The sequence below is a fragment of the Variovorax sp. GW821-FHT06D12 genome (assembly GCF_059419205.1).
Genome location: NZ_JBWKRI010000006.1, coordinates 400,295 through 424,333, shown reverse-complemented (window position 1 = coordinate 424,333; position 24,039 = coordinate 400,295). Strand labels below are relative to the sequence as shown.

23 protein-coding genes are annotated in these 24,039 nt (G+C 68.6%); 10 read left to right on the top strand and 13 right to left on the bottom strand.

Translation table 11 applies throughout. From position 1 onward, the window contains the following. Positions 1-16 precede the first annotated feature (16 nt). The gene (fba, locus tag AC07SQ_RS20940; RefSeq protein WP_062478296.1) at positions 17-1,081 is read right to left on the bottom strand and encodes a class II fructose-bisphosphate aldolase; all 1,065 of its coding nucleotides are present in this window, start codon (positions 1,079-1,081) and stop codon (positions 17-19) included. A 154-nt stretch (positions 1,082-1,235) separates the two neighbouring features. Beyond that, entirely contained in the window at positions 1,236-1,721 is a 486-nt protein-coding gene (locus AC07SQ_RS20935) for an Lrp/AsnC family transcriptional regulator (RefSeq protein WP_070063218.1), read from the bottom strand. A gap of 145 nt (positions 1,722-1,866) precedes the next feature. Here AC07SQ_RS20935 and AC07SQ_RS20930 point away from each other — a divergent pair, with 145 nt between their 5' ends. Next, on the top strand, positions 1,867-2,883 hold the full coding sequence (locus AC07SQ_RS20930) for a 1-aminocyclopropane-1-carboxylate deaminase (protein ID WP_495272718.1): 1,017 nt from the start codon (positions 1,867-1,869) through the stop codon (positions 2,881-2,883). 60 nt (positions 2,884-2,943) lie between these two features. Here AC07SQ_RS20930 and pyk read toward each other — a convergent pair whose 3' ends face one another. The 3 genes from pyk to AC07SQ_RS20915 form a co-directional block, all read right to left on the bottom strand. Further along, entirely contained in the window at positions 2,944-4,392 is a 1,449-nt protein-coding gene (gene pyk / locus AC07SQ_RS20925; RefSeq protein ID WP_062478290.1) for a pyruvate kinase, read from the bottom strand. Positions 4,393-4,497: 105 nt separating this feature from the next. After that, entirely contained in the window at positions 4,498-5,691 is a 1,194-nt protein-coding gene (locus AC07SQ_RS20920) for a phosphoglycerate kinase (RefSeq protein ID WP_447748182.1), read from the bottom strand. Positions 5,692-5,783: 92 nt separating this feature from the next. Beyond that, positions 5,784-6,692, bottom strand: coding sequence for a LysR family transcriptional regulator (locus AC07SQ_RS20915; protein WP_062478283.1), 909 nt, complete (start codon positions 6,690-6,692; stop codon positions 5,784-5,786). Between the two features lie 89 nt (positions 6,693-6,781). On the opposite strand from AC07SQ_RS20915, the gene AC07SQ_RS20910 reads away from it, so the two are divergent. From AC07SQ_RS20910 to AC07SQ_RS20885, 6 genes are read left to right on the top strand one after another with little or no spacing between them, the layout of a single operon-like run. Then, positions 6,782-7,336, top strand: a complete 555-nt coding sequence (locus tag AC07SQ_RS20910) for a VOC family protein (protein WP_495272717.1) — start codon at positions 6,782-6,784, stop codon at positions 7,334-7,336. Next, positions 7,329-8,450 (top strand): alpha/beta hydrolase family protein, encoded by a 1,122-nt coding sequence (locus tag AC07SQ_RS20905; protein WP_495272716.1) that lies wholly within the window; start codon positions 7,329-7,331, stop codon positions 8,448-8,450. The genes AC07SQ_RS20910 and AC07SQ_RS20905 overlap by 8 nt, the downstream gene beginning before the upstream one ends. 7 nt (positions 8,451-8,457) lie before the next feature. Beyond that, a complete protein-coding gene (locus tag AC07SQ_RS20900; protein WP_495272715.1) occupies positions 8,458-10,113 on the top strand; it encodes an FAD-dependent oxidoreductase in 1,656 nt (551 codons plus the stop codon). After that, positions 10,110-10,328 carry a DUF2783 domain-containing protein gene (locus AC07SQ_RS20895; RefSeq protein ID WP_495272714.1) on the top strand — a complete coding sequence of 73 codons (219 nt, stop codon included), beginning with the start codon at positions 10,110-10,112 and terminating at the stop codon, positions 10,326-10,328. Before AC07SQ_RS20900 ends, AC07SQ_RS20895 begins: the two co-directional genes overlap by 4 nt. Beyond that, a complete protein-coding gene (locus AC07SQ_RS20890; protein ID WP_495272713.1) occupies positions 10,325-11,290 on the top strand; it encodes an MBL fold metallo-hydrolase in 966 nt (321 codons plus the stop codon). The genes AC07SQ_RS20895 and AC07SQ_RS20890 overlap by 4 nt, the downstream gene beginning before the upstream one ends. 45 nt (positions 11,291-11,335) lie before the next feature. After that, complete coding sequence (locus AC07SQ_RS20885; protein WP_495272712.1) at positions 11,336-12,310, top strand: Bug family tripartite tricarboxylate transporter substrate binding protein; 975 nt, start codon at positions 11,336-11,338, stop codon at positions 12,308-12,310. Between the two features lie 10 nt (positions 12,311-12,320). Here AC07SQ_RS20885 and AC07SQ_RS20880 read toward each other — a convergent pair whose 3' ends face one another. The 5 genes from AC07SQ_RS20880 to def are packed head-to-tail and all read right to left on the bottom strand — an operon-like array spanning position 12,321 to position 15,367. Continuing rightward, positions 12,321-12,662 carry an AzlD domain-containing protein gene (locus AC07SQ_RS20880; RefSeq protein ID WP_095747259.1) on the bottom strand — a complete coding sequence of 114 codons (342 nt, stop codon included), beginning with the start codon at positions 12,660-12,662 and terminating at the stop codon, positions 12,321-12,323. Beyond that, positions 12,659-13,399 (bottom strand): AzlC family ABC transporter permease, encoded by a 741-nt coding sequence (locus AC07SQ_RS20875; RefSeq protein ID WP_492730304.1) that lies wholly within the window; start codon positions 13,397-13,399, stop codon positions 12,659-12,661. The genes AC07SQ_RS20880 and AC07SQ_RS20875 overlap by 4 nt, the downstream gene beginning before the upstream one ends. Then, on the bottom strand, positions 13,399-14,355 hold the full coding sequence (fmt, locus tag AC07SQ_RS20870) for a methionyl-tRNA formyltransferase (RefSeq protein ID WP_495272711.1): 957 nt from the start codon (positions 14,353-14,355) through the stop codon (positions 13,399-13,401). The genes AC07SQ_RS20875 and fmt overlap by 1 nt, the downstream gene beginning before the upstream one ends. Next, the gene (locus AC07SQ_RS20865; protein ID WP_495272710.1) at positions 14,352-14,849 is read right to left on the bottom strand and encodes a hypothetical protein; all 498 of its coding nucleotides are present in this window, start codon (positions 14,847-14,849) and stop codon (positions 14,352-14,354) included. Before AC07SQ_RS20865 ends, fmt begins: the two co-directional genes overlap by 4 nt. Beyond that, the gene (gene def / locus AC07SQ_RS20860) at positions 14,846-15,367 is read right to left on the bottom strand and encodes a peptide deformylase (protein WP_070063231.1); all 522 of its coding nucleotides are present in this window, start codon (positions 15,365-15,367) and stop codon (positions 14,846-14,848) included. Before def ends, AC07SQ_RS20865 begins: the two co-directional genes overlap by 4 nt. A 160-nt stretch (positions 15,368-15,527) precedes the next feature. Between def and AC07SQ_RS20855 the strand changes: the two genes are divergently transcribed. The 3 genes from AC07SQ_RS20855 to AC07SQ_RS20845 are packed head-to-tail and all read left to right on the top strand — an operon-like array spanning position 15,528 to position 18,523. Continuing rightward, positions 15,528-16,751, top strand: a complete 1,224-nt coding sequence (locus tag AC07SQ_RS20855) for a LysM peptidoglycan-binding domain-containing protein (protein WP_070063232.1) — start codon at positions 15,528-15,530, stop codon at positions 16,749-16,751. 33 nt (positions 16,752-16,784) lie between these two features. After that, positions 16,785-17,927, top strand: a complete 1,143-nt coding sequence (gene dprA, locus AC07SQ_RS20850) for a DNA-processing protein DprA (protein ID WP_495272709.1) — start codon at positions 16,785-16,787, stop codon at positions 17,925-17,927. A 59-nt stretch (positions 17,928-17,986) separates the two neighbouring features. Beyond that, positions 17,987-18,523 carry a Smg family protein gene (locus tag AC07SQ_RS20845; RefSeq protein WP_062478246.1) on the top strand — a complete coding sequence of 179 codons (537 nt, stop codon included), beginning with the start codon at positions 17,987-17,989 and terminating at the stop codon, positions 18,521-18,523. Positions 18,524-18,578: 55 nt separating this feature from the next. On the opposite strand, the gene AC07SQ_RS20840 is transcribed toward AC07SQ_RS20845, so the two are convergent. From AC07SQ_RS20840 to secD, 3 genes are all read right to left on the bottom strand, one after another. Next, positions 18,579-20,978, bottom strand: a complete 2,400-nt coding sequence (locus AC07SQ_RS20840; protein ID WP_495272708.1) for a DUF1631 family protein — start codon at positions 20,976-20,978, stop codon at positions 18,579-18,581. Between the two features lie 112 nt (positions 20,979-21,090). Then, positions 21,091-22,053, bottom strand: a complete 963-nt coding sequence (gene secF, locus AC07SQ_RS20835) for a protein translocase subunit SecF (protein WP_062478240.1) — start codon at positions 22,051-22,053, stop codon at positions 21,091-21,093. A gap of 18 nt (positions 22,054-22,071) precedes the next feature. Further along, a complete protein-coding gene (secD, locus tag AC07SQ_RS20830) occupies positions 22,072-23,955 on the bottom strand; it encodes a protein translocase subunit SecD (RefSeq protein ID WP_062478237.1) in 1,884 nt (627 codons plus the stop codon). Between the last annotated feature and the right edge of the window lie 84 nt (positions 23,956-24,039).

Genomic DNA, 24,039 nt, shown 5'->3' with positions numbered 1-24,039 from the left:
GCGCAGTCTGTCTTCGTTAGATGACTTGCTGCGCCAGGTCGCCCTTGGCGTACTTGGCGGCAACGACCTGCAGCGTGTCGCCCTTGATCTTGGCGCCCTGGCCTTCGCAGCCGAACTCGATGTAGCGCTGCTTGCAGATCTGCTTGGCGGCTTCGCGTGCGGGCTTGAGCCACTCGCGGGCGTCGAACTTCTCGGGGTTCTCGGCCAGGAACTTGCGCACGGCGCCGGTCATCGCCAGGCGGATGTCGGTGTCGATGTTGATCTTGCGCACGCCGTACTTGATGGCTTCCTGGATTTCCTCGACGGGCACGCCGTAGGTTTCCTTCATGTTGCCGCCGTACTTACGGATGATTTCCAGCAGGTCTTGGGGCACCGACGACGAGCCGTGCATCACCAGGTGGGTGTTGGGCAGGCGGGCGTGGATTTCCTTCACGCGCTGGATCGACAGGATGTCGCCCGTGGGCTTGCGCGTGAACTTGTAGGCGCCGTGGCTGGTGCCGATGGCAATGGCCAGTGCGTCCAGCTGCGTGGCCTTCACGAACTGGGCGGCTTCCTCGGGGTCGGTGAGCAGCGAGGCGTGGTCGAGCACGCCTTCGGCGCCGATGCCGTCTTCTTCACCGGCCATGCCGGTTTCGAGCGAGCCCAGGCAGCCCAGCTCGCCTTCGACGGTGACGCCGACCTTGTGGGCCAGCTCGACCACCTTGCGGGTCACGTCGACGTTGTAGTCGAACGAAGCGGGCGTCTTGCCGTCTTCGTGCAACGAGCCGTCCATCATCACGGACGAGAAGCCCAGGTCGATCGCGCCCTGGCAGATGGCCGGGCTCTGGCCGTGGTCCTGGTGCATCACCAGCGGGATGTTCGGGTACTGCTCGATGGCGGCCTGGATCAGGTGCTTGATGAAGGCTTCACCCGCGTATTTGCGGGCGCCGGCGCTGGCCTGCAGGATGACGGGCGCGCCGGTTTCCTTGGCGGCCTCCATGACGGCCTGGACCTGTTCGAGGTTGTTGACGTTGAAGGCCGGAATGCCGTAGCCGTTGGCGGCGGCGTGGTCCAGCAGTTCGCGCATCGAGACGAGTGCCATGGGAAATACCTCGTGGGAATAGAAAAAGACGGGAAAAAGAGAAGGCGGAAAGTCGGGAGAAAACTACCCCGATTCTACCGAGCCCCCTTGTGGGACAGGGCCGACGCCACCCCGGGCGCCACGGGTACTGGCGCGCAGCTCTTTTTCAACTTTTTCAGATCGGCAACTGCGTGGTCGACAGCACCTGCTTGAGCACCACGAAGGTCCGGATCTGCCGCACACCCGGCAGGTACAGCAACTGCTCGGCATGCAGGCGGTTGAAGCTGTCGTTGTCGCGGGTGCGCACGAGCATGAAGTAGTCGAATTCGCCCGTGACGACGTGGCATTCGAGGCAGCCCGACACCTTCTGCGCCGCCTTCTCGAAATCGGCAAAAGAGTCGGGCGTGGAGCGGTCGAGCACCACGCCGATCATCACGAGCATGCCGACCTCGAGTGCGTCGGGGTCCAGCAGGGCGACCACGCCCTTGATGAAGCCCGCGGCCCGGAGCCGCTCGACCCGCCGCAGGCAGGCCGGCGCGCTGAGGTTCACCTTGGCAGCCAGCGCCACGTTGGACACCGAGGCGTCGCGCTGCAGGGCGCGCAGGATGGCGCGGTCGGTGCGGTCGAGCTCCGTCGGGGCGCGCAACTTTGTTGTGCTCATGGCTTCCTTTCCGGATGAAAAGCCTTCTGTATGGCGATCCTGCCTTCTTTTGAGCGACGAAGCCAGCCAATTTCGCAAGCACATTGCAAAGCCTTCTTCCTACGATTGACAGCTTCAACCCCTCACCGCTTTTGGAGCTGCGTCGATGAACCTGAAGAAATTCCCCCGCCACGCCCTGACCTTCGGCCCCACGCCGATCCAGCCGCTGAAGCGCCTGAGCGCCCACCTGGGCGGCAAGGTCGATCTCTACGCCAAGCGCGAGGACTGCAACAGCGGCCTGGCCTTCGGCGGCAACAAGACGCGCAAGCTGGAGTACCTGATTCCCGAGGCGCTCGAAGGCGGCTACGACACGCTGGTGTCGATCGGCGGCATCCAGTCGAACCAGACGCGGCAGGTGGCCGCAGCGGCCGCGCACCTGGGCCTGAAGTGCGTGCTGGTGCAGGAGAACTGGGTCAACTACTCCGACGCGGTGTACGACCGGGTCGGCAACATCGAGATGTCGCGCATCCTCGGTGCCGACGTGCGGCTGGACGCGGCGGGCTTCGACATCGGCATCCGCCAGAGCTGGGAACAGGCGATGGCCGACGTGCGCGCGGCCGGCGGCAAGCCCTTCCCGATCCCGGCGGGCTGCTCGGAGCACCCGCGCGGCGGCCTGGGCTTCGTGGGCTTTGCCGAGGAAGTGCGCCAGCAAGAGGCCGAGCTCGGCTTCAAGTTCGACTACATCGTGGTCTGCTCGGTCACGGGCAGCACGCAGGCCGGCATGGTGGTGGGCTTCGCGGCCGACGGCCGGGCCGACCGCGTGATCGGCATCGACGCCTCGGCCAAGCCCCAGCAGACCTACGAGCAGATCCTGCGCATCGCGAAGAACACGGCCGAGCTGGTCGAGCTGGGCCGCGACATCACCGAGAAGGACGTGGTGCTCGACCGACGCTTCGGCGGGCCCGAGTACGGGCTGCCGAACGAGGGCACGCTGGAGGCGATCCGTTTGAGCGCGCGCTTCGAGGGCATGCTGACCGACCCGGTGTACGAGGGCAAGTCGATGCACGGGATGATCGAGAAAGTGCGGCTGGGCGAATTCCCGGCGGGCTCGAAGGTGCTGTATGCGCACCTGGGCGGTGTGCCCGCGCTGAACGCCTACAGCTTCCTGTTCCGCAACGGCTGAACCAGACGGCGGCATGAAAAAGGCCGGCATGTGCCGGCCTTTGCTTTGCTGCGAACGAACTCAGCTCGCGCGGCAAATCTTGAGCATGTTGGTGCCGCCGGGCGCGCCCATCGGCTCGCCGCAGGTGATGGCGTACACGTCGCCGCTTTGCACGATGCCGCGCTTCTTCAGGTGGCTCTCGGCCTGGCGCAGCGCGGTGTCGCGGTCGCTTTCCGAATCCATGAGCAGCGGGCGCACGTTGCGGTACAGCGCCAGCTTGCGCTGCGTGGCCAGGCGCGAGGTCAGGGCGTACATGGGGATGTGCGCGCGGTGGCGGCTCATCCACAGGATGGTCGAGCCCGACTCGGTCAGCGCCACGATGGCCTTGGCGCCCAGGTGGTGCGCCGTGAACAGCGCGCCCATGGCGATCGACTGGTCGATGCGGCTGTAGGTCTTGCCGCTGAAGTCGGCGTCGAGCGTCTTGTCTTCGGCGGCCTCGGCGGCTTCGCAGATGCGGCTCATTTCCTGGACGGTCTCGAGCGGGTAGCGGCCCGAGGCGGTTTCGGCGGAGAGCATCACGGCGTCGGTGCCGTCGAGCACGGCGTTGGCCACGTCGCTCACCTCGGCGCGGGTGGGCACGGGGTTGGTGATCATCGACTCCATCATCTGGGTCGCGGTGATGACCACCTTGTCCATGTCGCGCGCCATGCGGATCATCTTTTTCTGCAGCGCCGGCACGGCGGCGTTGCCGACTTCAACGGCGAGGTCGCCGCGGGCGACCATGATGCCGTCGCTGGCGCGCAGGATTTCTTCCAGCTTCGGAATGGCCTCGGCGCGCTCGATCTTGGCGATCATGCCGGGCTTGTGGCCGTACTCGGCGGCCGCCACGTTGCACAGCTGGCGCGCCATTTCCATGTCGGTGGCGTTCTTGGGGAAGCTCACGGCCACGTAGTCGGCCTGGAAGCTCATCGCGGTCTTGATGTCTTCCATGTCCTTGGCCGTCAACGCGGGCGCCGTGAGGCCGCCGCCCTGCTTGTTGATGCCCTTGTTGTTCGACAGCTCGCCGCCCAGCTTGACGGTGGTGTGCACCGCCTCGCCCTTGACGCCGTCGACCGTGAGCACGATCAGGCCGTCGTTCAGCAGCAGCTTGTCGCCGGGCTTCACGTCGCGCGGCAGGTCCTTGTAGTCCAGGCCCACAGCGTCGACGTCGCCCAGCTCGGTGCGCGAGGCGTCGAGCACGAACTTGGCGCCCGGCTCCAGCCAGATCTTGCCCTGCGCGAACTTGCCGACGCGGATCTTGGGACCCTGCAGGTCGGCCATGATGGCCACTTCGCGGCCGGCCTTGCGGGCCGCCTCACGCACCATGGTGGCGCGGTCGATGTGGTCCTGCGCCGTGCCGTGGCTGAAGTTCAGCCGCACCACGCTGACCTTGGCCAGGATCATCTGTTCCAGCAATTCCGGCGTGCTGGAGGCGGGGCCGAGGGTGGCGACGATCTTGGTGGCGTGGCGGGGGATGCGGTCCGAGCTCATGAAGGGGGTCTCCGTTTTGTATTCGCTACTGTATACACTTTGTGTGTCGAACGGAAGTCAGTCGCCACGGGGGATTTCCCTCCCGTGGCCGGACCGCCGCCGGAATCAGCCCGCCGCGCGCTTGGCCAGGATCTCGAAGGCCGGCAGGGTCTTGCCCTCCAGCACCTCGAGGAAGGCACCGCCGCCGGTCGAGATGTAACCGACCTGCTTTTCGATGCCGTACTTGGCGATGGCCGCCAGGGTGTCGCCGCCGCCGGCGATCGAGAAGGCGCTGCTCTCGGCAATGGCTTGCGCGATGGCCTTTGTGCCGCCCGCGAAGGCGTCGAACTCGAACACGCCCACGGGGCCGTTCCAGACGATGGTGCCGGCTTCGCGCAGCTGCGCGGCCAGGATGGCCGAGGTCTTCGGGCCGATGTCCAGGATCAGGTCGTCCTCGGCCACGTCGGTGGCGGCCTTGACGGTGGCGGGCGCATCGGCCGCGAAGGTCTTGGCCGTGACCACGTCGACCGGAATCGGCACGTCGGCGCCGCGCGCGCGCATGGCGTCGATCACGGCCTTGGCCTGGTCGACCAGGTCGGGCTCGGCCAGCGACTTGCCGATCGAAAGGCCCGCGGCCAGCATGAAGGTGTTGGCGATGCCACCACCGACGATCAGCTGGTCGACGTTGGCCGACAGGCTCTTGAGGATGGTGAGCTTGGTGCTGACCTTCGAGCCCGCCACGATGGCGACCAGCGGGCGCTTGGGCTGGGCCAGCGCCTTGGTGATGGCGTCGATCTCGGCCGCCAGCAGCGGGCCGGCCGCGGCCACCTTGGCGAACTGGGCGATGCCGTAGGTGGTGGCTTCGGCGCGGTGGGCGGTGCCGAAGGCGTCGTTCACGTAGATATCGGTCAGCGCGGCCAGCTTGCGGGCCAGCGCTTCGTCGTTCTTCTTCTCGCCCTTGTTGACGCGGCAGTTCTCGAGCAGCACGACCTGGCCGGGCTTGACGTCGACGCCGTCGACCCAGTTGGCCACCAGCGGCACTTCACGGCCGAGCAGCTCGCCCAGGCGCTGGGCGACGGGCGCCAGCGAGTCTTCGGGCTTGAACTCGCCTTCGGTCGGGCGGCCCAGGTGCGAGGTGACCATCACGGCCGCGCCGGCGTCGAGCGCCAGCTGGATGCAGGGCACGGAAGCGCGGATGCGCGTGTCTTCGGTGATGCGGCCGGCGTCGTCCTGCGGCACGTTGAGGTCGGCACGGATGAAGACGCGCTGGCCGGCGGCCTTGCCTTGCGCACAGAGGTCGGTGAATCGAATGACGTTCATGGGTCTGAGGATGGTGAAAGACGGGACTGCCCGCATTGTAGTTTTCGCCCTCCGGCGCCCCTGCGCGTCTCTTGCGGGGCGGTGATGCTTTTTCAGGCCTTCGGCTGCGCGGTCGCGAACTGCTCCAGGATGCCGACGAAGCTCGCCGCCGCGGGCGACAGCGAGCGCCGCGCCGCGCTGTACACGCAGACCTCGCGGTGGAAGTCGGGCGACTCGAGCCGCACCATCTGCAGCCCGTGCGCGCGCACCAGCGACGCCGAGTAGGTCGGACACACGGTCAGCCCCAGGCCCGAGGCCACCATGCCCAGCGCGGTCGTCATGTACGACACCTCCTGCGTGCCCGGCCGCATCAGGAAGGCGCGCTCCTCGGCCCCCAGCTCGGGCAGCACGCGCTGGCGGAAGTCGCGCGTGGGCGCGATGAAGGTGTAGGGCCCCAACTCGTGCCAGCGCACCTTGCGGCGCTTGGCAAAGGCGTGGCCGGGCGGGCAGATCAGCCAGTGGCGGTCGCGGAAGAGCGTGCGGCGCTCGATGGCGGCGGCGTCCACCGCCACGTCCTGGCCCACGGCCAGCTCGACGTCGCCGGCCGCCACGCCCAGCAGCAGGTGCTCGGGCAGCGTGTCGGCCAGGCGCACGTCCACGTCGGGGTAGGCCTCGCGGTAGGCGGCGATCACGCGCGGCATCAGCGTGCAGGCCATGAGCTGCGGCGCTGCGAGCCGCAACAGCCCTTTCTTCTTGTCACGCAAATCGGTCACGCCCGCGACCGCGCTCGTGAGGTCGCCGAGCAGCCGGTGCACCGACGGCAGGAACTCACGCCCCGCCTCCGACAGCTGCACGCGCCGCGTGTTGCGGTCGAGCAGCTGCACGCCCATCTCGCGTTCGAGCTCGCGCACCAGCACGCTGAGCGCCGACTGCGTGAGGTGCAGCTGCCCGGCGGCGGTGGTGAAGCTGCCGGTTTCGGCCACGGCGGCGAAGGCGCGCAGCTGGCGCAGGGTGAGGTTCATATATATGGTTATTTCATCAATCGATGAATTAATTTCGATTGCATCATAAGACGCCGCATTGCCCAATCGCGGCCTCAACGGAGACACGCATGCCGACGACGACCGCCCCCACGTCCGCGCCCCCCATTCGCGGGCTGCACCATTTCGCCTGGCGCTGCCGCGACAGCGAGGAAACCCGCCACTTCTACGAAGACCTGCTGGGCCTGCCGCTGGCCCACGTCATCAAGAACGACCACGTGCCGAGCACGGGCGAGTACTGCCCCTACGTGCACATCTTTTTCCAGATGCGCGACGGCGCGTACATCGCCTTCTTCGACCTGGGCGACGACACCGCCGCGCTGCCGTCGCCCAACACGCCTTCGTGGGTGAACCACATTGCGCTGCGCGTCGACTCGGTGGCCGACCTGCTGGCCGCCAAGGCGCGGCTCGAAGGCGCGGGCATCGAGGTGCTGGGCGTGACCGACCACCACATCATCGAGTCGATCTACTTCTTCGACCCGAACGGCATCCGCGTGGAACTCACCACGCCGACCGTGCCGCAGGCCGAGATGGACGCGCACGCGCGCCATGCCCATGCCGACCTCGACGCGTGGACCGCGCGCAAGGCGGCGCTTCGCGCAGCGAAAGGCGCCTCGCATGTCTGAGTTGCAACTCGCCGTCATCGACGTGAAGCCCGGCGCGGCCATGGACAGCCAGTCGGGCCTGCAGCTGCTGCGCCCGCGCATCTACGGCGCCTTCCGCGCGCCGCCGGGGCCGAAAAAGATCGCGGCCATCGTGATGCACCCGACCAGCAACTTCATGGGCCACTACCTCATCGGCCCGCTGGCCGAGCGCGGCATCTGCTGCATGGGCCTGAACTCGCGCTTCGTCGGCAACGACACGGTGTTGCTGATGGAGCGTGCGATTCAAGACCTGGGCGCCGGCGTGCAGTACCTGCGCGCGGCCGGCTACGAGAAGGTGTTCCTGGTCGGCAACTCCGGCGGCGCGGCGCTCGCGGCCTTCTACCAGGCGCAGGCCGAGCAGCTCACGGCCACGCACCTGCCCGACGGCGACCCGACCCATCTGCACCCCAGCGACCTGCCGCCCGTGGACGGCCTCGCGCTGTGCGCCGCGCACCTGGGCCGCACGCGGCTCATGCGCGACTGGATCGACCCCTCGGTCACCGACGAGCACGACCCGCTCTCGGTCGACCCCGCGCTCGACATGTACGACCCGCGCCACCGCGTGCCCTACGAGGCAGACTTTCTCGCGCGCTTCAGCGCGGCGCAGAAGGCACGGCTGGACCGCATCGAGCAGTGGTGCCTCGAGCGCCTCGCGCTGCTGCGCGGCACCCCCGGCGCGCCGCGCGACCAGACCTTCGTCGTCTACCGCACGCACGCCGATCCGCGCTGCGTCGACCTGTCGCTCGATGCGAACGCGCGCCTGCCCGGCAGCGTGTGGGGCGATGCGCGGCAGGTGAACTATGCGGCCAACGCGATGGGCCGCACCACCTCGCTGACCGCCTTCCTCTCGCAGTGGTCGTCGCGCTCGCAGGCCGATGGGCCCACCAACCTCGCGCGCACCACGGTGCCGAAGCTGCTGCTGACCTACACCGGCGACCAGTCGACCTTCCCGAGCACGCGCGACGCCTGGATGGCCGCGGGCGGCGCGCGCATCCGCAACGTCGACATCGTGGGTGGCAACCACTACCTGGCGGGCCAGCCCGAGCTGATTCCGCATGCGGCCGATGCCATCGCCGAGTTCGCGCACGCGCTGTAGAAGAGCCATGGAAAACTTTGCATTCGCACCGGCCTACGAGCTGCCGGTCTGGCCCTTCACGCCGCCGCCCGAACTCGGCAGCGCGCAGGTGGTGCGCCACCCGGTCGTGATCGTCGGCGCCGGCCCCTCGGGCCTCACGCTGGCCTGCGACCTCGCGCAACGCGGCGTGCGCGCCGTGCTGCTCGACGAGGATGACACCGTGGGCGTGCGCGGCGCCTCGTCGCGCGGCATCTGCTATGCGCAAAAGAGCCTGGAGATCTTCGAGCGCCTGGGCATCTATGAACGCATCGCGGCCAAGGGCGTCACCTGGTCGTTCGGGCGCACCTTCTCGGGCGACGAAGAGGTCTACAACTTCAACCTGCAGGCCAGCAGCGTCTCGACGCAGCCGCCCTTCATCAACCTGCAGCAGTTCTACATCGAGTGGTTCCTGGTCGATCGCATTCTCGAACTCGGCGTGACCGACCTGCGCTGGAAGAGCCGCGTGACGCGCGTCGAGCCGCTGGCCGACGGTGTGCGCATCGACATCGAGACGCCCGCCGGCAGCTACACGATCGAGGCCGATCACCTGATCGACGCGACGGGCGCGAACAGCCCGATCCGCACGCAGCTCGGCGTGGCATCGCATGCCTCGCGCAGCACCGACCGCTGGTGCATCAGCGACGTGCGCTTCGAGAAGCCGCTGCCCACCGAGCGCTGGACCTGGGTCGATGCGCCCTTCAATGAAGGCCGCGGCGTGTGGCAGCACCTGATGGCCGACGGCGTGTGGCGCATCGACTACCAGATGCCCGAGGACTGCGACCCGGCCGAGATCAGCCGCCCCGAGGTGGCCGGTGCGCGGCTGCGCGAACAGCTCGGGCCCGACGTGGCGTTCGAGTTCGTGTGGATCGGCCCGTACGGCTACCGCGACCACCTGCTCGAGCGCTTCCGCCACGGCCGCGTGTGCTTCATCGGCGACGCCGCGCACGTGGTGAGCCCCTTCGGCGCGCGCGGCGGCAACACCGGCATCCAGGACGCGGCCAACCTCGGCTGGAAGCTCGCGTTGGTCGCGCAGGGGCAGGTCGGCGACGCGCTGCTCGACAGCTACGACGCCGAGCGCCGCCCGGCCGCGCAGGAGAACCTGACGGTCACGAGCCGTTCCGCGCGCTTCCTCGCGCCGCGCTCGCCGGCCGAGCACACGCTGCGCCGCGCTGTGGTGGCGCTGGCCAAGCGCCACACCTTCGCGCGTGCGCTGGTCAACACGGGCCGCATGTCGGTCGCCAACGACTACCCCGCCGCGCCGCTGCTGCCCGAAGGCGGGCGCACGGTGCAGAACCTGCCACTGCGCTGGGCCGACGGGCGCGAGACCACGCTGATGCAGCTGCTGGCCGAGGGCACGCAGTGCCTGGGCCTGTGGTTCGCGCCGACGCGCGCGCAGGCCCAGGCCGCGCGCGATGCCACGGCTGGATTGCCGCTGCGCCTGCTGGCCGTGGGCGGCGACAGCGGCCTGCCGACCTTGCAAGCCGATGAGACGCTGGCACGCCACCTCGGCATCGACCCCAGCGTGGGTGGCTTCGTGCTCGTGCGCCCCGATGCTTACCGCGCTGCGCTCCTTGCGCAAGCCACCTCCGACACGATCGCCGCCGCCGTCCGCACGGCGCTCGCACTCACCGCTTCGTCCTCATGATCACCGAGCCCCGCATCCCCGACCCAGACGGCTTCTACGCCGCCCTGCTGGCCGCGCACGAAGGCCGCGCCGAGGCGCAGAGCGCCGACCTCAACGCCCGCCTCGTGCTGCTGCTGGCCAACCAGTGCGCCGACCAGGCCGTGCTGCTCGCGTGCATCGACGCGGCGGCCGAGGCCGAAGAAGACACCTCCACGACCACGACACCCATCCCATGACCGCCACCGTCTCTTTCGCTTCCGCCTCCGACACCCGCGAGCAGAAGCCCCGGCTGCAGGAACTCGCCCCGGGCGCCTACGGCTACATCAGCGACTTCGATCCCAACTGCGGCTTCGTCGTCGGCGAAGAGCAGGTGGTGCTGATCGACACGCGCCCCACGCCGCGCATGGCGCGCGACTTCCTCGCGGCGATCCGCAGCGTGACCGACAAGCCGATCCGCACCATCGTGCTCACCCACTACCACGCGGTGCGCGTGATGGGCGCGAGCGCCTTCGACGAGGTGCAGGAGATCGTCGCCAGCAACGGCACGCTCGACTGGATCCGCACGCGCGGCCAGGCCGACTTCGAATCGGAAGTCGGCCGCTTCCCGCGCCTGTTCGCGGGCGTGGAAGAGATTCCGGGCCTGACCTTCCCCACCACGGTCTTCGAACGCGAGATGACGCTGCCGCTGGGCGACGGCCGCGAGTTGCGGCTCATGGCGCTGGGCCGCGGCCATTCGAGCGGCGACACCGTGGCCTGGCTGCCCGACAGCGGCGTCCTGTTTGCGGGCGACGTGGTCGAAAACCACTGCGGCGTGTACGCGGGCGACGCCTACATCGGCGACTGGGCCGGCACGCTCGACGCGGTGCGCGCGCTCAAGCCGCGCGTGCTGGTGCCCGGGCGCGGCGCAGTGCTGCAGGGCGAAGCCGCCTGCGCCGAGGCGATCGGGCTCACGAAGGACTTTCTCTCGACGCTGCTCGACAGCGTGCGCGCGGGCATCGCCGCGGGCGAGACGCTCAAGGGCTGCTTCGCGCGCGCCGAGGCGGCCATGACGCCGCGCTTCGGCGGCTGGCCGGTGTTCCAGCACGTGCTGCCCTTCGACGTCTCGCGCGCCTACGACGAGCTGCGCGGCATCGAGCACCCGGTCGTGTGGACCGCCGAGCGCGACCGCGAACTCTGGCAGGTCCTGCGCGGCACCTGAGCCGCCCCCTCACCGATTTTCAACAAAGCAACGGAGACAAAAACGATGAAACGCCTTCTTCCCCTGCTGGCCGCGACCCTCGCGCTCGCCGCCGCGCCCTTCGCGTCGGCACAGCCTGCGGCCTACCCCAGCCAGCCCGTGAAATGGATCGTGCCCTACGTGGCCGGCGGCGGCACCGACAACCTCGCGCGCTCGCTCGCCGAGGCCATGCAGCCGTCGCTCGGCCAGCCGCTGATCATCGACAACCGCCCCGGCGCGTCGACCAACATCGGCGTGTCGGTGATGATGCAGGCCAAGCCCGACGGCTACACGATCATGCAGGCCGAGAACGCGGCGCTGCTGTTCAACGAGCACATGTTCGCCAAGCTGCCCTACAAGCCGGCGACCGACTTCACCTACATCGGCACCATCGGGCGCTTCCCGGTGGCGCTGGTGGTGCACCCCGACTTTCCCGCGAAGAACGTGGCCGAGTTCGTGCGCTACGTGAAGGCCAACCCCGACAAGGTGAGCTACGCCTCGCCCGGCAACGGCTCGCCGCACCACATGGCGATGGAGCTGTTCAAGCAGAAGGCGGGCCTCACGATCACCCACGTGCCGTACAAGGGCGCCGCGCCCGCCATGACCGACGTGATGGGCGGCCAGGTGCCGACGATGATGCTCGACCTGGCCTCGGGCCTGCCGATCATCAAGTCGGGCAAGGTGCGCGTGCTGGCCATCGCGCTGCCGCAGCGCGCCAGCGCGTTGCCCGAGGTGCCGACCTTCGTCGAGGCCGGCTTCAGCGACGTCAACGCCTACGCCTTCCACGGCCTGATCGGCCCGGCCGGCATGCCGCCCGAGGCCGTGGCGCGCATCAACACCGAGCTGCACAAGGCGATGAAGGCACCGAAGGTGGTGAAGCTGTTTGCGGAGTTCGGTTTCGAGGCGCTGCCTGGCACGCCGCAGGACTTCTACAAGCTCTCGCGCGCGGAGAGCGAGCGCTGGGGCAACATCATCAAGACCGCCGGCGTGAAGCTCGACTAGTCTGAGCCGATCACCAGCCCAGGCCGAGGTGCAGGGGCAGGTAGACCGCCATGCCGGCCAGCATCGTGCCGAGCACGCCGCGCCGCCAGAAGTAGTAGGCGCCGCCGACGACCGCCGCGTAGAGGCGGGCGTCGTGCAGCGTGGTGATCAGGTGGCCCTGCGTCATCACGATCTCGGGCGCGATCACGCCGGCCAGCGCGGCGGCCGGCGCGTAGTGCAGCGCGCGGTGCGCCCACTCGGGCAGGCCCCAGGGCCGGTCGAGGATGAAGAAGAAGCAGCGCGTGAGCACGGTGACGCCGGCGAGGCCCGCGATCACGGCCAGGGACCACCAGTCGGTGCCGCCGCCGCTCACTTGTCGTCCTCCGCGTCGGGGTCGAGCCCGAACTGCTTTTCGAGCCAGAAGCACAGCAGCACCGCCACGCCGATCGCGACCACGATGTTGAGCTTGAGCGGCAGCGCGTAGGCCGCGACCGCCGTGGCGCCCGCGATGAGCGCGGCCAGCACGCGCAGCCGCGTCGTCGCCATCGAGCAGACGATGGCCACCAGGCTCAGCACGCCGGCAAAGCCCAGGCCCCAGGTCTGCGGAATGAAGTTGGCCAGCGCGATGCCCAGCAGGCTCATCCCCATCCACGCGCACCAGGTCACGAAGTAGTTGCCGGTGAGGTAGGCCTCTTGCGACAGCCGCTCGGCGGGCGTGGTCGGCGGGGCTGTGTACTGCTTCGTGAAGAGCGCGTAGCTCAGGTCGGCCGTCAGGTAGCCGTGCAGCAGGCGGCGCCAGCGCGGCATGTGCATGAGGTAGGGCCGCAGGTGCAGGCTGAACACCACGAAGCGCAGGTTGACACAGAAGCCCGTCGCCAAAATCACCCAGGCCGGCGCGCCCGCGGCCAGCAGCGGGATGGCGGCCAGCTGCGAGCTGCCGGCGTAGACGAACAGGGTCATCGCCACGGCCTCGAGCACGCTCATGTCCGACTTGACCATGGCCACGCCGGTCATCAGGCCCCAGGCGCCGATGCCGAGCGCGGCCGAGGCCATGTCGCGCATGCCGGCGCGGAACTCGGGCTGGCGGCGCAGCGTGGGCGAGAGGAACATCAGCCGAAGACCTGGCCGGCCTTCAGGTCGAAGCCGCGCAGGAAATCGGCCGCGGGCAGGCGCTTGCCGCCCGGGCGTTGCAGTTCGGTGAGCACCACGGTCGCATCGGCGGCCGCCACGGCGACACCGGTAGCGTCGGCCGAGACGACGGTGCCGGGCGCGGCGCCTGCAGGGCCGGGCGCCACGTGCGCGGCCCAGAGCTTGACGGTCTCGCCGCCGAGCGGGCTGTTGGCGCCGGGGAACGGATCGAAGGCCAGCACGCGGCGCACGATGGCGGCGGCCGGCTGCGTCCAGTCGATCAGCGCTTCGTGCTTCTCGACCTTGTGGGCGTAGGTGATGCCTTCGGTGGGCTGCGGCGTGCGGGTGAGTTGCCCGATCTGCGCCAGCGCTTCGACCACCATGCGCCCGCCGAGCGCGGCCAGGCGGTCGTGCAGGCGGGCGGTGTTCTCGCCGGGCGCGATGTCGAGCGCCTCGCGCAGCAGCATGTCGCCGGTGTCCAGGCCCGCGTCCATCTGCATGATGGTGATGCCGGTCTGTGCGTCGCCGGCCTCGATGGCGCGGTGGATCGGCGCCGCGCCGCGCCAGCGCGGCAGCAGGCTGGCGTGGATGTTGAGGCAGCCGTGCGCCGGCAGGTCGAGCACCCACTGCGGCAGGATCAGCCCGTAGGCCGCGACCACCATCACGTCGGGCTGCCACGCCAGCAGCGTGTCGCGCGCGGCGGTGGCCTCGTCGGGGTACTTGCCGTCCAGCCGCAGGCTGCGCGGCTGCGCCACGGGCCAGTTGTGGGTCACGGCGCACTGCTTGACGGGCGAGGCCTGCAGCTTCATGCCGCGGCCGGCGGGCCGGTCGGGCTGGCTCATCACGCCGACGATGTCATGGCCGGCGGCGGCAATGGCCTCCAGGGCGACGCGCGCGAACTCGGGCGTGCCCGCAAAAACGACTTTCAACGCGCTCAATCCCGGATCCGTTCGAATTCGAGGTCATCCCCCGTGTGGTACCGGCGCACCACGCCGGTGGGGTCGATGTAGATATAGAGCATGCGGCGCTCGTTGATGGCCTTGTAGCGCCAGGTCCAGACGGTGCCGTCGAAGGAGCTGACGCGGCTGATTTCGTAGGGCTTGCCGTAGAAGGCCAGCACCTCGTTCTGGCGCCAGCGGTCGACCTGGATGTCGTGGTCGAAGCGCGCCTCGGTGAGCACCTGGGTCACCGAGACGACCTTGCCGGACGCGTCGAGGTCGATGTCGACCACCTCGAAGCCGGCCGGCATGCGCGAATACTGCAGGCGCTCGCCGCCGCCGTTGAGCGGGTAGCGGCCGGTGGGCGCGCCCAGGCGCTGCAGGGTCTCGGCGGCGGAGGTGCCGGGCTGGATGCGCGTGGGTTCGCTGACGCAGCCCGCCAGGAACAGCAGTCCCGCGGCGGCCAGCAAGGACCACGCAGCCCGACGGTTCATGCCCGTGCTTCTTTCATGTCCTCGCGCTGCTGCTTGAGGAGCTTGCTCTTGATGCGATTGCGCTTGAGCGGCGACAGGTATTCGACGAACACCTTGCCCATGAGGTGGTCCAGCTCGTGCTGGATGCACACGGCCAGCAGGCCGTCGGCCTCGATGGTGTGGGTGTTGCCGTCGGCGTCGAGCGCCTGGACCTTCACCGAGGTGGAGCGCATCACGCCGTCGTAGATGCCGGGCACCGAGAGGCAGCCCTCTTCATTCAGCACCTTTTCGTCGCTGGCCCAGGTGATTTCGGGGTTGATGAGCACGATCGGCTCGTTGCGCTCTTCGGAGACGTCGATCACGACCACGCGCTCGTGCACGTCGATCTGGGTCGCGGCCAAGCCGATGCCGCTCGCGTCGTACATGGTTTCCAGCATGTCGGCAACCAGCGTCTTGATGCGCGCGTCCACGCCCTGCACCGGCTTGGCCACCGTGTGCAGGCGCTTGTCGGGGTAACTCAGAATGATTCGTTTGGCCATGAAATCGGGGGGAAGTTGTGGCTATTTTCGCCAATTCCGCGACGCGTCGCGGCGCATTGGCGCGAAAACGTTGCCCTTGCAAGGGCTTCGGGCGCAGAATTCGTAGCAAATTGTGAGATTCGTATGCGCCACGATACTTCGTGCGCTCACCCATCCAGACATGACACAGCCCAGCTCCACCGAACACCAGCGCCCGACCTTCTTTGCCTTCTGGACGGCCGCCCTGGCGGTGGCCGGCAGTTGCGGCGCCACGGCGGCCTGGGCGCAGACGACCTACCCCGTCACGCCCCAGCAGCGCGCCACCGCCCAGCAGACCGCCCAGGCCGGCGTGCCGTTGAGCGAGCTGTCGCCGAAGGCGCCCGACGAGTACACCGTCAAGCCCGGCGACACGCTCTGGGCCATCTCGCGCCTGTACCTGCTGCGCCCCTGGCGCTGGCCGGAGCTGTGGGGCATGAACATCAACGAGATCCAGGACCCGCACCGCATCTACCCGGGGCAGGTGCTGTACCTGGACAAGAGCGGCGGCCGCGCCCGCCTGACCACGCGCCGCGGCGTCTCTGGCGGCGACGGCGGCACCATCAAGCTGTCGCCGCGCACGCGCTTCGACTCGCTCGCCGGCATGGCCCTGCCCACGCTCAACCCGAGCCTGATCGAGCCCTTCCTCAGCGAACCCATCGTGGTCGACGCCAACACGCTGGACGCCGCGCCGCGCATCGTGGCCGGCAACGACAGCCGCGTGCTGCTGTCGCGCGGCGACCGCGCCTATGCCCGCGGCAACGCCGAATCGCCGCTGGTCGAGAAGCCGGGCCCGGTGCAGCACTACCGCATCTTCCGCAGCGCCACGCCGCTGAAAGACCCCGGCACCGGCGAAATCCTCGGCTACGAGGCGCAGTACCTGGGCAAGGCGCAGCTGCAGCGCGGCGAATCGACCACCATCGAGACGACCGGCGACAAGGACGTCATCACCGTCGTGCCGGCCAGCATCGACATCATTGCGTCGCGCGAGGAAATGCGCGCCGGCGACCGCCTGCTGCCCGAGCCGCCACGCCAGCTGCTGAGCTACGCACCGCGCGCGCCCTCCACCCAGGTGGACGGCCGCATCGTGTCGGTCTACGGCAATGCCGTGCAGTACGCCGCGCAGAACCAGGTCGTGGCCATCAACAAGGGCACACGCGACGGCGTCGACAACGGCCACGTGCTGGCCATTTTGAAGAACGGCGAGACCATCCTCGACCGCACCGGCGCCCGCAAGGAAACCATCAAGCTGCCGAACGAACGCATCGGCCTGCTGATGGTGTTCCGCACCTTCGAGAAAGTCTCGTACGCACTCGTGCTCGAAATCAACGACACTCCCCGCGCCGGCGACTTCCTCGTCAATCCCTGACACGCGCCTGAGGCTTCTTTCTCGCACACTCGTTTGGAACGCGCAGAACTCGCAGGCTGGCTGCGACTTTCACTGACCCCAGGCGTCGGCGACGGCGCCGCACGCCGCCTGCTCGCGGCCTTCGGGCTGCCTGACGCGATCTTCGCGCAGGCGGAGGCGACGCTGGGCGAAGTCGTCAGCACCGCCCAGGCCGCCGCGCTGAAGCAGCCGCCCTCCGGCCTGCAGGCGCAGGTCGACCAGACCTGGCAATGGCTGCACCCCGCGGACGACCCCACCGGCGGCGCTATCACGCGCCGCGTCGTGACGCTCGGCGACGCCGGCTACCCGGGCTCGCTGCTCGAAATGGTCGACCCGCCGCTGATGCTCTACGTGCTCGGCGCCGCCGCCTTCGACCTCACGCAACTCGGCCGCAGCCTTGCCGTGGTCGGTAGCCGCAACCCGACGCCGCAGGGCGCCAGCCATGCGCGCGCCTTCGCACGGGCGCTGGGCGAAGCGGGCCTGCCCGTGGTCTCGGGGCTGGCGCTCGGCATCGACGGCGCGGCGCACCTGGGCGCGCTCGACGCGGCCGGCGACGCACCGGTGCTCGCCACGGTGGCGGTGGTCGGCACCGGCCTGGACCGCGTGTACCCCGCGCGGCACCGCGACCTGGCGCACCGCATCACGCTCCAGGGGCTGATCGTGAGCGAGCTGCCGCTTGGCACGCCGCCGCTCACACAGAACTTTCCCAAGCGCAACCGCCTCATCGCGGGCCTGGCGCGCGGCACGCTGGTGGTCGAGGCGGCGCTGGCATCGGGCTCGCTCATCACCGCGCGCCTCACGTCAGAGCAGGGCAAGGAAGTGTTCGCGATCCCGGGCTCGATCCACTCGCCGCAATCGCGCGGCTGCCACGCGCTGATCCGCCAAGGCGCGAAGCTGGTCGAGTCGGTGAACGACATCCTCGAAGAACTGCCGCCGCTGGCGGCGCCCGCTCGCACGCCTTCCACCGACACGCCTTCGCCGGCCCCGGAGCATCCGCTGCTCGATGCCCTCGGCTTCGACCCGGTGAGCCTCGATGCGCTGAGCGCACGCACCGGCTGGAGCGCGGCCCAGCTGCAGGCGAAGATGCTCGAGCTTGAACTCGACGGGCATGTCTCGCGTTTGCCCGGCGGCCTGTTTCAAAGAGCAGCCGTCGGCTGACGCACGAAGTGCACGAAAGCCTGGGGACACACGACAGATTCCTCGGCTATATTGGGCCCATGTTCGAAGTGCTCGTGTTTGTGTATGAAAACTACTGGCGCGGCGATGCCTGCCCCGAACCCGAACAGCTGGGCCGCAAGCTCAGTGCGCACGGCTTCGAGGCGGAAGAAATTCGCGACGCCCTGCAGTGGCTCGACGGCCTGAGCCTTGCCACGCAAGGCCTGCAGTTTGAACACCAGGCCAGTGAAGGCGATGACGACAACGCCATCACCACTGCCCGCGTCACGCTGGGCGGCGCGCCCGATGCGGCGCTGCCCCAGTCGAGCCAGTCGATGCGCGTGTACTCGCCGTCGGAGCAGGAACACCTCGGCGCCGAGTGCCTCGGCTTCATCCGCTTTCTCGAACTGTCGAACGTGCTGCCCTGCGGCCTGCGCGAGATCGTCGTCGAGCGCGCGATGGCCGCACCGGGTGACCCGGTGGCATTGGACGAACTCAAGATCATCGTGCTGATGGTGCACTGGAGCACCGGCATCGAGCCCGATGCCCTCGTGCTCGATGAGCTCTGCGAGAGCCGCGAAGGCCGTACGGCACACTGAGCTCGCCTCCAAGCTGCGCGCACTTCCCCACAGACGAGAACCGCCGCGCGGCTGACTAGTTCAGCAGCCGCTCGGGATTCGCATCGAGCTTCGCCAGCGCCTCTCGCGTGGCGCGCGCGGTGAGCGTTTCTTCCTCGGCCGGCACCAGCAGGCCGGCCTGCAGGTACATCGCCAGCCGTCCTGCCTGGATGAGGAAGCTGCGGCCGTCGGCCGAGGCGAACAGGTGCAGCTGCTTGCGGTCGCTGCGCCAGACGAACTGGACCTGCGTCACGCGGTCGTTGTGGTCCAGCATGAACCAGTTGCCGACCTGCAGCTCGTGGGTCCACGCGAGCATGTCTTCTGCGACCTTGACGCCGGCGGTGTCGGAAATGACCTCGATGGCGGTCGCGTCCACGCCGAGCAGCAGCTCGATGCTCTGCGCGTCCAGCGGCAGGCTGGAGGCGCTGCCGTCGTCGGTCACGAAGTCTTCCAGGTGCGCCAGCCGCTCGGCCATGGCTTCGATCTTGGCCTGCGGAATGGCCTCGGTCTTCGACATGAAGGCGTCGGTGAGCGTGGCGCCGATGGTCTTGATGTGGCCTTCCTGCGGCTCGCCGACGATGCCCAGCAGGTCCATGCCCTGGCGCAGTCGCTGCAGCAGCTGCGGCAGGTCCTGGATCACGCGGGCGCGGTCGGCGCGGTTGGGCTTGGCGCTGGCGGCCCAGACCAGCTCGGAGGCCACGCGCTTGAGCATCACGGTGTGCTCGCCCTGTGCGCCGTAGCGCAGCGCGGCGATGGCCAGCACCTCGGCCCAGACCTTGAACAGGAACTCGCGGATCTCGTCGCGCACCGGCATGTCGTTGAGCATCTTGCGCAACTCGATGGTGTACTGGATCGCCATCGTCTCCTTCTGCTCGACCTGCTGCGCCACGCTCATGACGCGCTGCGTGGCGTCGCTCTGCGTGAGGTAGCGGCTGAGGAAAGCGACGAACTCGTCGAACACCAGCTTGAATACGCGCTGGCCGGTCTCGGGGTACTGCTCGATCACCTGCACCACGCGCTTGATCTCGTTCTCGAGCGCGCTGCCGGTGATGGCGGCGGCGTCGAAGCCCATCACACAGGAGCCCATGCGGTCGATCAGCATGCGCGCGGGGTGCTGCAGGGTGCCGAAGAACTCGGGCTCGGCGATGGCCACGCGCAGCACGGGCATCTGCAGCCGCGCGAACCACACGCGGGCGGAGAACGGAATGCGTTCTTCCGCGAGGATGGCCTGGAACATCAGCGCCACGATCTCGACCGTGGCCTTGTCGGCCGTGGTGGGCGCGCGCTTCTTGAGCTCGGCGGTGCGCCGGCGCAGGTCGACGGCGGTCTGCTGGATCAGCGTGGCCTGCTCGCCGCCGCCGTCGATGTACTGCGTGGCCGCCATGCGGTAGGCGACCTCGGCATCGGCGATGGCGCCGGCAAAGGTGCGTGAAAACACGCGGGGCGCGGCCACGCCGCCGCCGGTGCCGGTCGTGCCTCCGCCCGGTTGCGAGGCGCCGGCCTCGCCGCCGATGCGCGCGGCGACAAAGCGCTTGAGGCTCAGCAGCGCGGTCTGCGCGCGCTGCCGCGCGAAGGCGAGCGGCGAGCTGCCCATCATCGAGCTGGAAGCCGGCCCCGACGACGGCACGGACGCCGCATGCGAGGCCTGGAAAGCGAAGCCTGGACGCTGCTGCTGCGATGGCTGTTGCTGGCCGTGCGGCACGGCCGCACCTGCCGGCGCGCCCTGCCCCATCGGCATGCTCGACGACACCGGCATGCCCATGGACGACGGGCCGCCGCCCGAATCGCCCGTGCGGCGCACGAAGCTCTTGAGGTCGATTTCGGGCATCACGCCCTGCGCGATCAGGAAGGCGTTGGCGCTTTCGTAGGCCTTCACGACCACGTCCGCCAGCGCCTGCTGCACCGTGCCCTGCACGCGACCCCAGGCCTCGCGGCTCAGGCCGGCGGCCAGCCACTGTTCCACCAGCAGCTTGGCCAGCGTTTCGGGCTTGAGCACGTCCCGGGCATCGAGCTCGTGCGTGCCTTCGAGGTGCTGGATGCGCAGGCGCAGGTCGCTGAGTTCGAAACTGGCCTTGTCGTGGATGGTCTGTGCCAGGCGCGAGGCGAGGATGTTGCTCTCGACCACCTCGTCGCCGATGAGCTCCAGCCGCAGCGCCGCGGGGGCCGACGAGGTGCCGCCCGCCGGGCCCGTGCCCAGCGCCTTGCGCCAGCCGGTCTGCGCCAGCGACACCCACTGCGAGGCATGGCCCTGGAACGCCACGAGGTCGTCGCGGCTTTCCTGCATGGTGCGCGCGCTGCCGACATCGGAGGCCACCGCGGTCAGCCGGTCGCGAATGGCCTGAGCCAGCGGAGCGATCGCACCTTCCGTGGCCGCCACGAAACGCTCACGCGCCTCGCGTGCGAGCTGCAGGGAAGAAGCGGACCGCGCAGTGCTCATTGATGGATCGGAAAGGCCGGAGAGAACGGTTCATCGGCGACAGCCCCGAGCTTGCATCGGGATGCGCCACCGCACAAGTGCGGGTGACGCGAAGCTGGCGCCGAAGTATCCCTCAGACGACGGCGCCGGCGTTCGGGTCGTCGCCGCCCGAATCGCCGTCGCGCTTGACCGGCGGACCCTTGATCAGGTCCTCGCGCTTCACGCCCAGCCACATCGCGATCGCGGCGGCCACGAAGCACGACGAGTAGATGCCGAAGCAGATGCCGATGGTCAGCGCCAGCGCAAAGTAATGCAGCGTGGGGCCGCCGAAGAAGAACATCGACAGCACCACGAGCTGCGTGGAGCCGTGGGTGATGATCGTGCGGCTGATGGTCGAGGTGATCGCGTTGTCGATGACTTCGGTGGTCGTCATCTTGCGGTAACGACGGAAGTTCTCGCGCACGCGGTCGAAGATCACGACCGACTCGTTCACCGAGTAGCCCAGCACCGCGAGCACGGCCGCCAGCACCGCCAGCGAGAACTCCCACTGGAAGAAGGCGAAGAAGCCCAGGATGATCACCACGTCGTGCAGGTTGGCCAGCACGGTGGACAGCGCGAACTTCCATTCGAAACGGAACGCCAGGTAGATCATGATGCCGATCACCACCATGGCCAGCGCCTTGATGCCGTTGGAGGTCAGCTCGTCGCCGACCTGCGGGCCGACGACCTCGATGCCGCGCTGCGTGGCCGACGGGTCGACCGACTTCAGCGCCTGCATGACCTGCGCGCTCTGCTGGTCGGAGCTCATGCCCTTCTGGGTGGGCAGGCGGATCTGCACGTCGCGCGAGGTGCCGTAGTTCTGCACCTGCACTTCGGGATAGCCGAGCTTGGTGACGGCCTCGCGCACCTTGCCGATGTCGGCCGATTGCTCGTAGGCCACTTCCATCACCGTGCCGCCGGTGAACTCCACCGACAGGTGCAGCCCGCGGTGGAACAGGAAGAACAGCGCCAGCGCAAAGGTTGCGAAGGAGATGATGTTCAGCACCAGGGCATGGCGCATGAACGGGATGGTCTTGTGGATGCGGAAGAATTCCATGGCGATGGTCCTCGGCCGTTACTTGGTGTCGACCACGGCCGTGCCGTCGGTCTTGGGCCGCCAGACGGTGCCGATCGACACAGACTTGAGCTTCTTCTTCTGGCCGTACCAGAAGTTCACGAGGCCACGCGAGAAGAACACGGCGGAGAACATCGAGGTGACGATGCCGATGCAGTGCACCACCGCGAAGCCGCGCACCGGGCCCGAGCCGAAGGCCAGCAGCGCAATACCGGCAATCAGCGTGGTCACGTTGGAGTCGAGAATCGTGCCCCAGGCGCGGTCGTAGCCCGCGTGGATGGCGGCCTGCGGCGAGGCCCCGTTGCGCAGCTCTTCGCGCACGCGCTCGTTGATCAGCACGTTGGAGTCGATGGCCACGCCGATGGCCAGCGCCATGGCCGCGATGCCGGGCAGCGTGAGCGTGGCCTGCAGCATCGACAGGATGGCGACCAGCAGCATCAGGTTCACGGCCAGCGCGATCGACGAGAACAGGCCGAACAGCGCGTAGTAGGCACACATGAAGACCATGATGGCCAGGAAGCCGTACATCACGCTCTTGAAGCCTTTTTCGATGTTGTCGGCGCCGAGCGTCGGGCCGATCGTGCGCTCCTGGATGATCTCCATGGGCGCGGCCAGCGAGCCGGCGCGCAGCAGCAGCGCGAGGTCGCTCGCTTCGGCCACCGTCATCGAGCCCGAGACCTGGAAGCGGTTGCCCAGTTCGCCGTTGATCGACGGGGCCGTGAGCACTTCGCCCTTGCCCTTCTCGAAGATCAACATGGCCATGCGCTTCTTGTAGTTCTCGCGGCTGACGTCGCGCATGATGCGACCGCCCTTGGCGTCCATGGTCAGGTCGACCTTGGGCTGGTTGCTCTGCTGGTCGAAGCCGGGCTGGGCGTCGGTGAGGTTCTCGCCGGTGACGAGCACCTGCTTCTTCACGATCACCGGGCGGCCACCGCGGTCGAGGAATTTCTCGGAGCCGAAGGGCACGGGCGCGCCGCTCAGCTCGGCCGCGCGGCCTTCGGCGCTTTCGTCGACCATGCGCATTTCGAGCGTGGCGGTGCGGCCCAGGATTTCCTTGGCCTTGGCCGTGTCCTGCACGCCGGGCAGCTGCACGACGATGCGGTCCAGGCCCTGCTGCTGGATCACCGGCTCGGCCACGCCGAGTTCGTTGATCCGGTTGTGCAGGGTCGTGATGTTCTGCTTGAGCGCGGCGTCCTGCAGGCGGCGGGCCGCCTCGGGCTTGATGGTGGCGGTCAGGCGCCAGTTGGTGCCGTCCTGCGTGTCGGTGGTGCTGAGGTCGGGGAACTGGTCCACGATCAGGCGCTTGGCGGTCTCCAGCGAGGCCGCGTCGCGGAAGGTCACCTCGACGGTCTGGCCGTTGCGGCTGACCTGGGTGCCGCGGATGCTCTTGTCGCGGAAGGTGGTGCGCAGGTCGCTCGCGAACGATTCGGCCTTCTTGTCGATGGCGCCCTTCATGTCGACCTGCAGCAGGAAGTCGACGCCGCCGCGCAGGTCCAGGCCCAGGTACATCGGGAACGCATGCAGCGACGTGAGCCACTTGGGCGAACGCGACAGCAGGTTCAGCGCCACCGTGTAGGGCGGGTCGCTGGCGTCGGGCACCAGGGCGCGCTGCACGACGTCGCGCGCCTTGAGCTGGTCGTCGGTGGTGGTGAAGCGGGCGCGCAGCGAGCCGGCGTCCAGCGTCACCAGGTCGGGCGTCAGGCCGGCCGCCTTCAGCGCCTCCTCGACCCGGGTCTGGGTGGCGGCATCGACCTTGACGGTCGTCTTGGCCGCGGACACCTGCACCGCGGGTGCCTCGCCGAAGAAATTGGGCAGGGCGTAGATGAGCCCCACGAGCAGCACGATCACGATGATCGTGTACTTCCAGACCGGGTAACGGTTCATGAGAAGGCGCTTTTCACAAGCGTTTCAGAAATGGAACACGGCGTGACTTGGGGCCCTGCGCCCTGAAGCGCAAGGTTCAGCTCA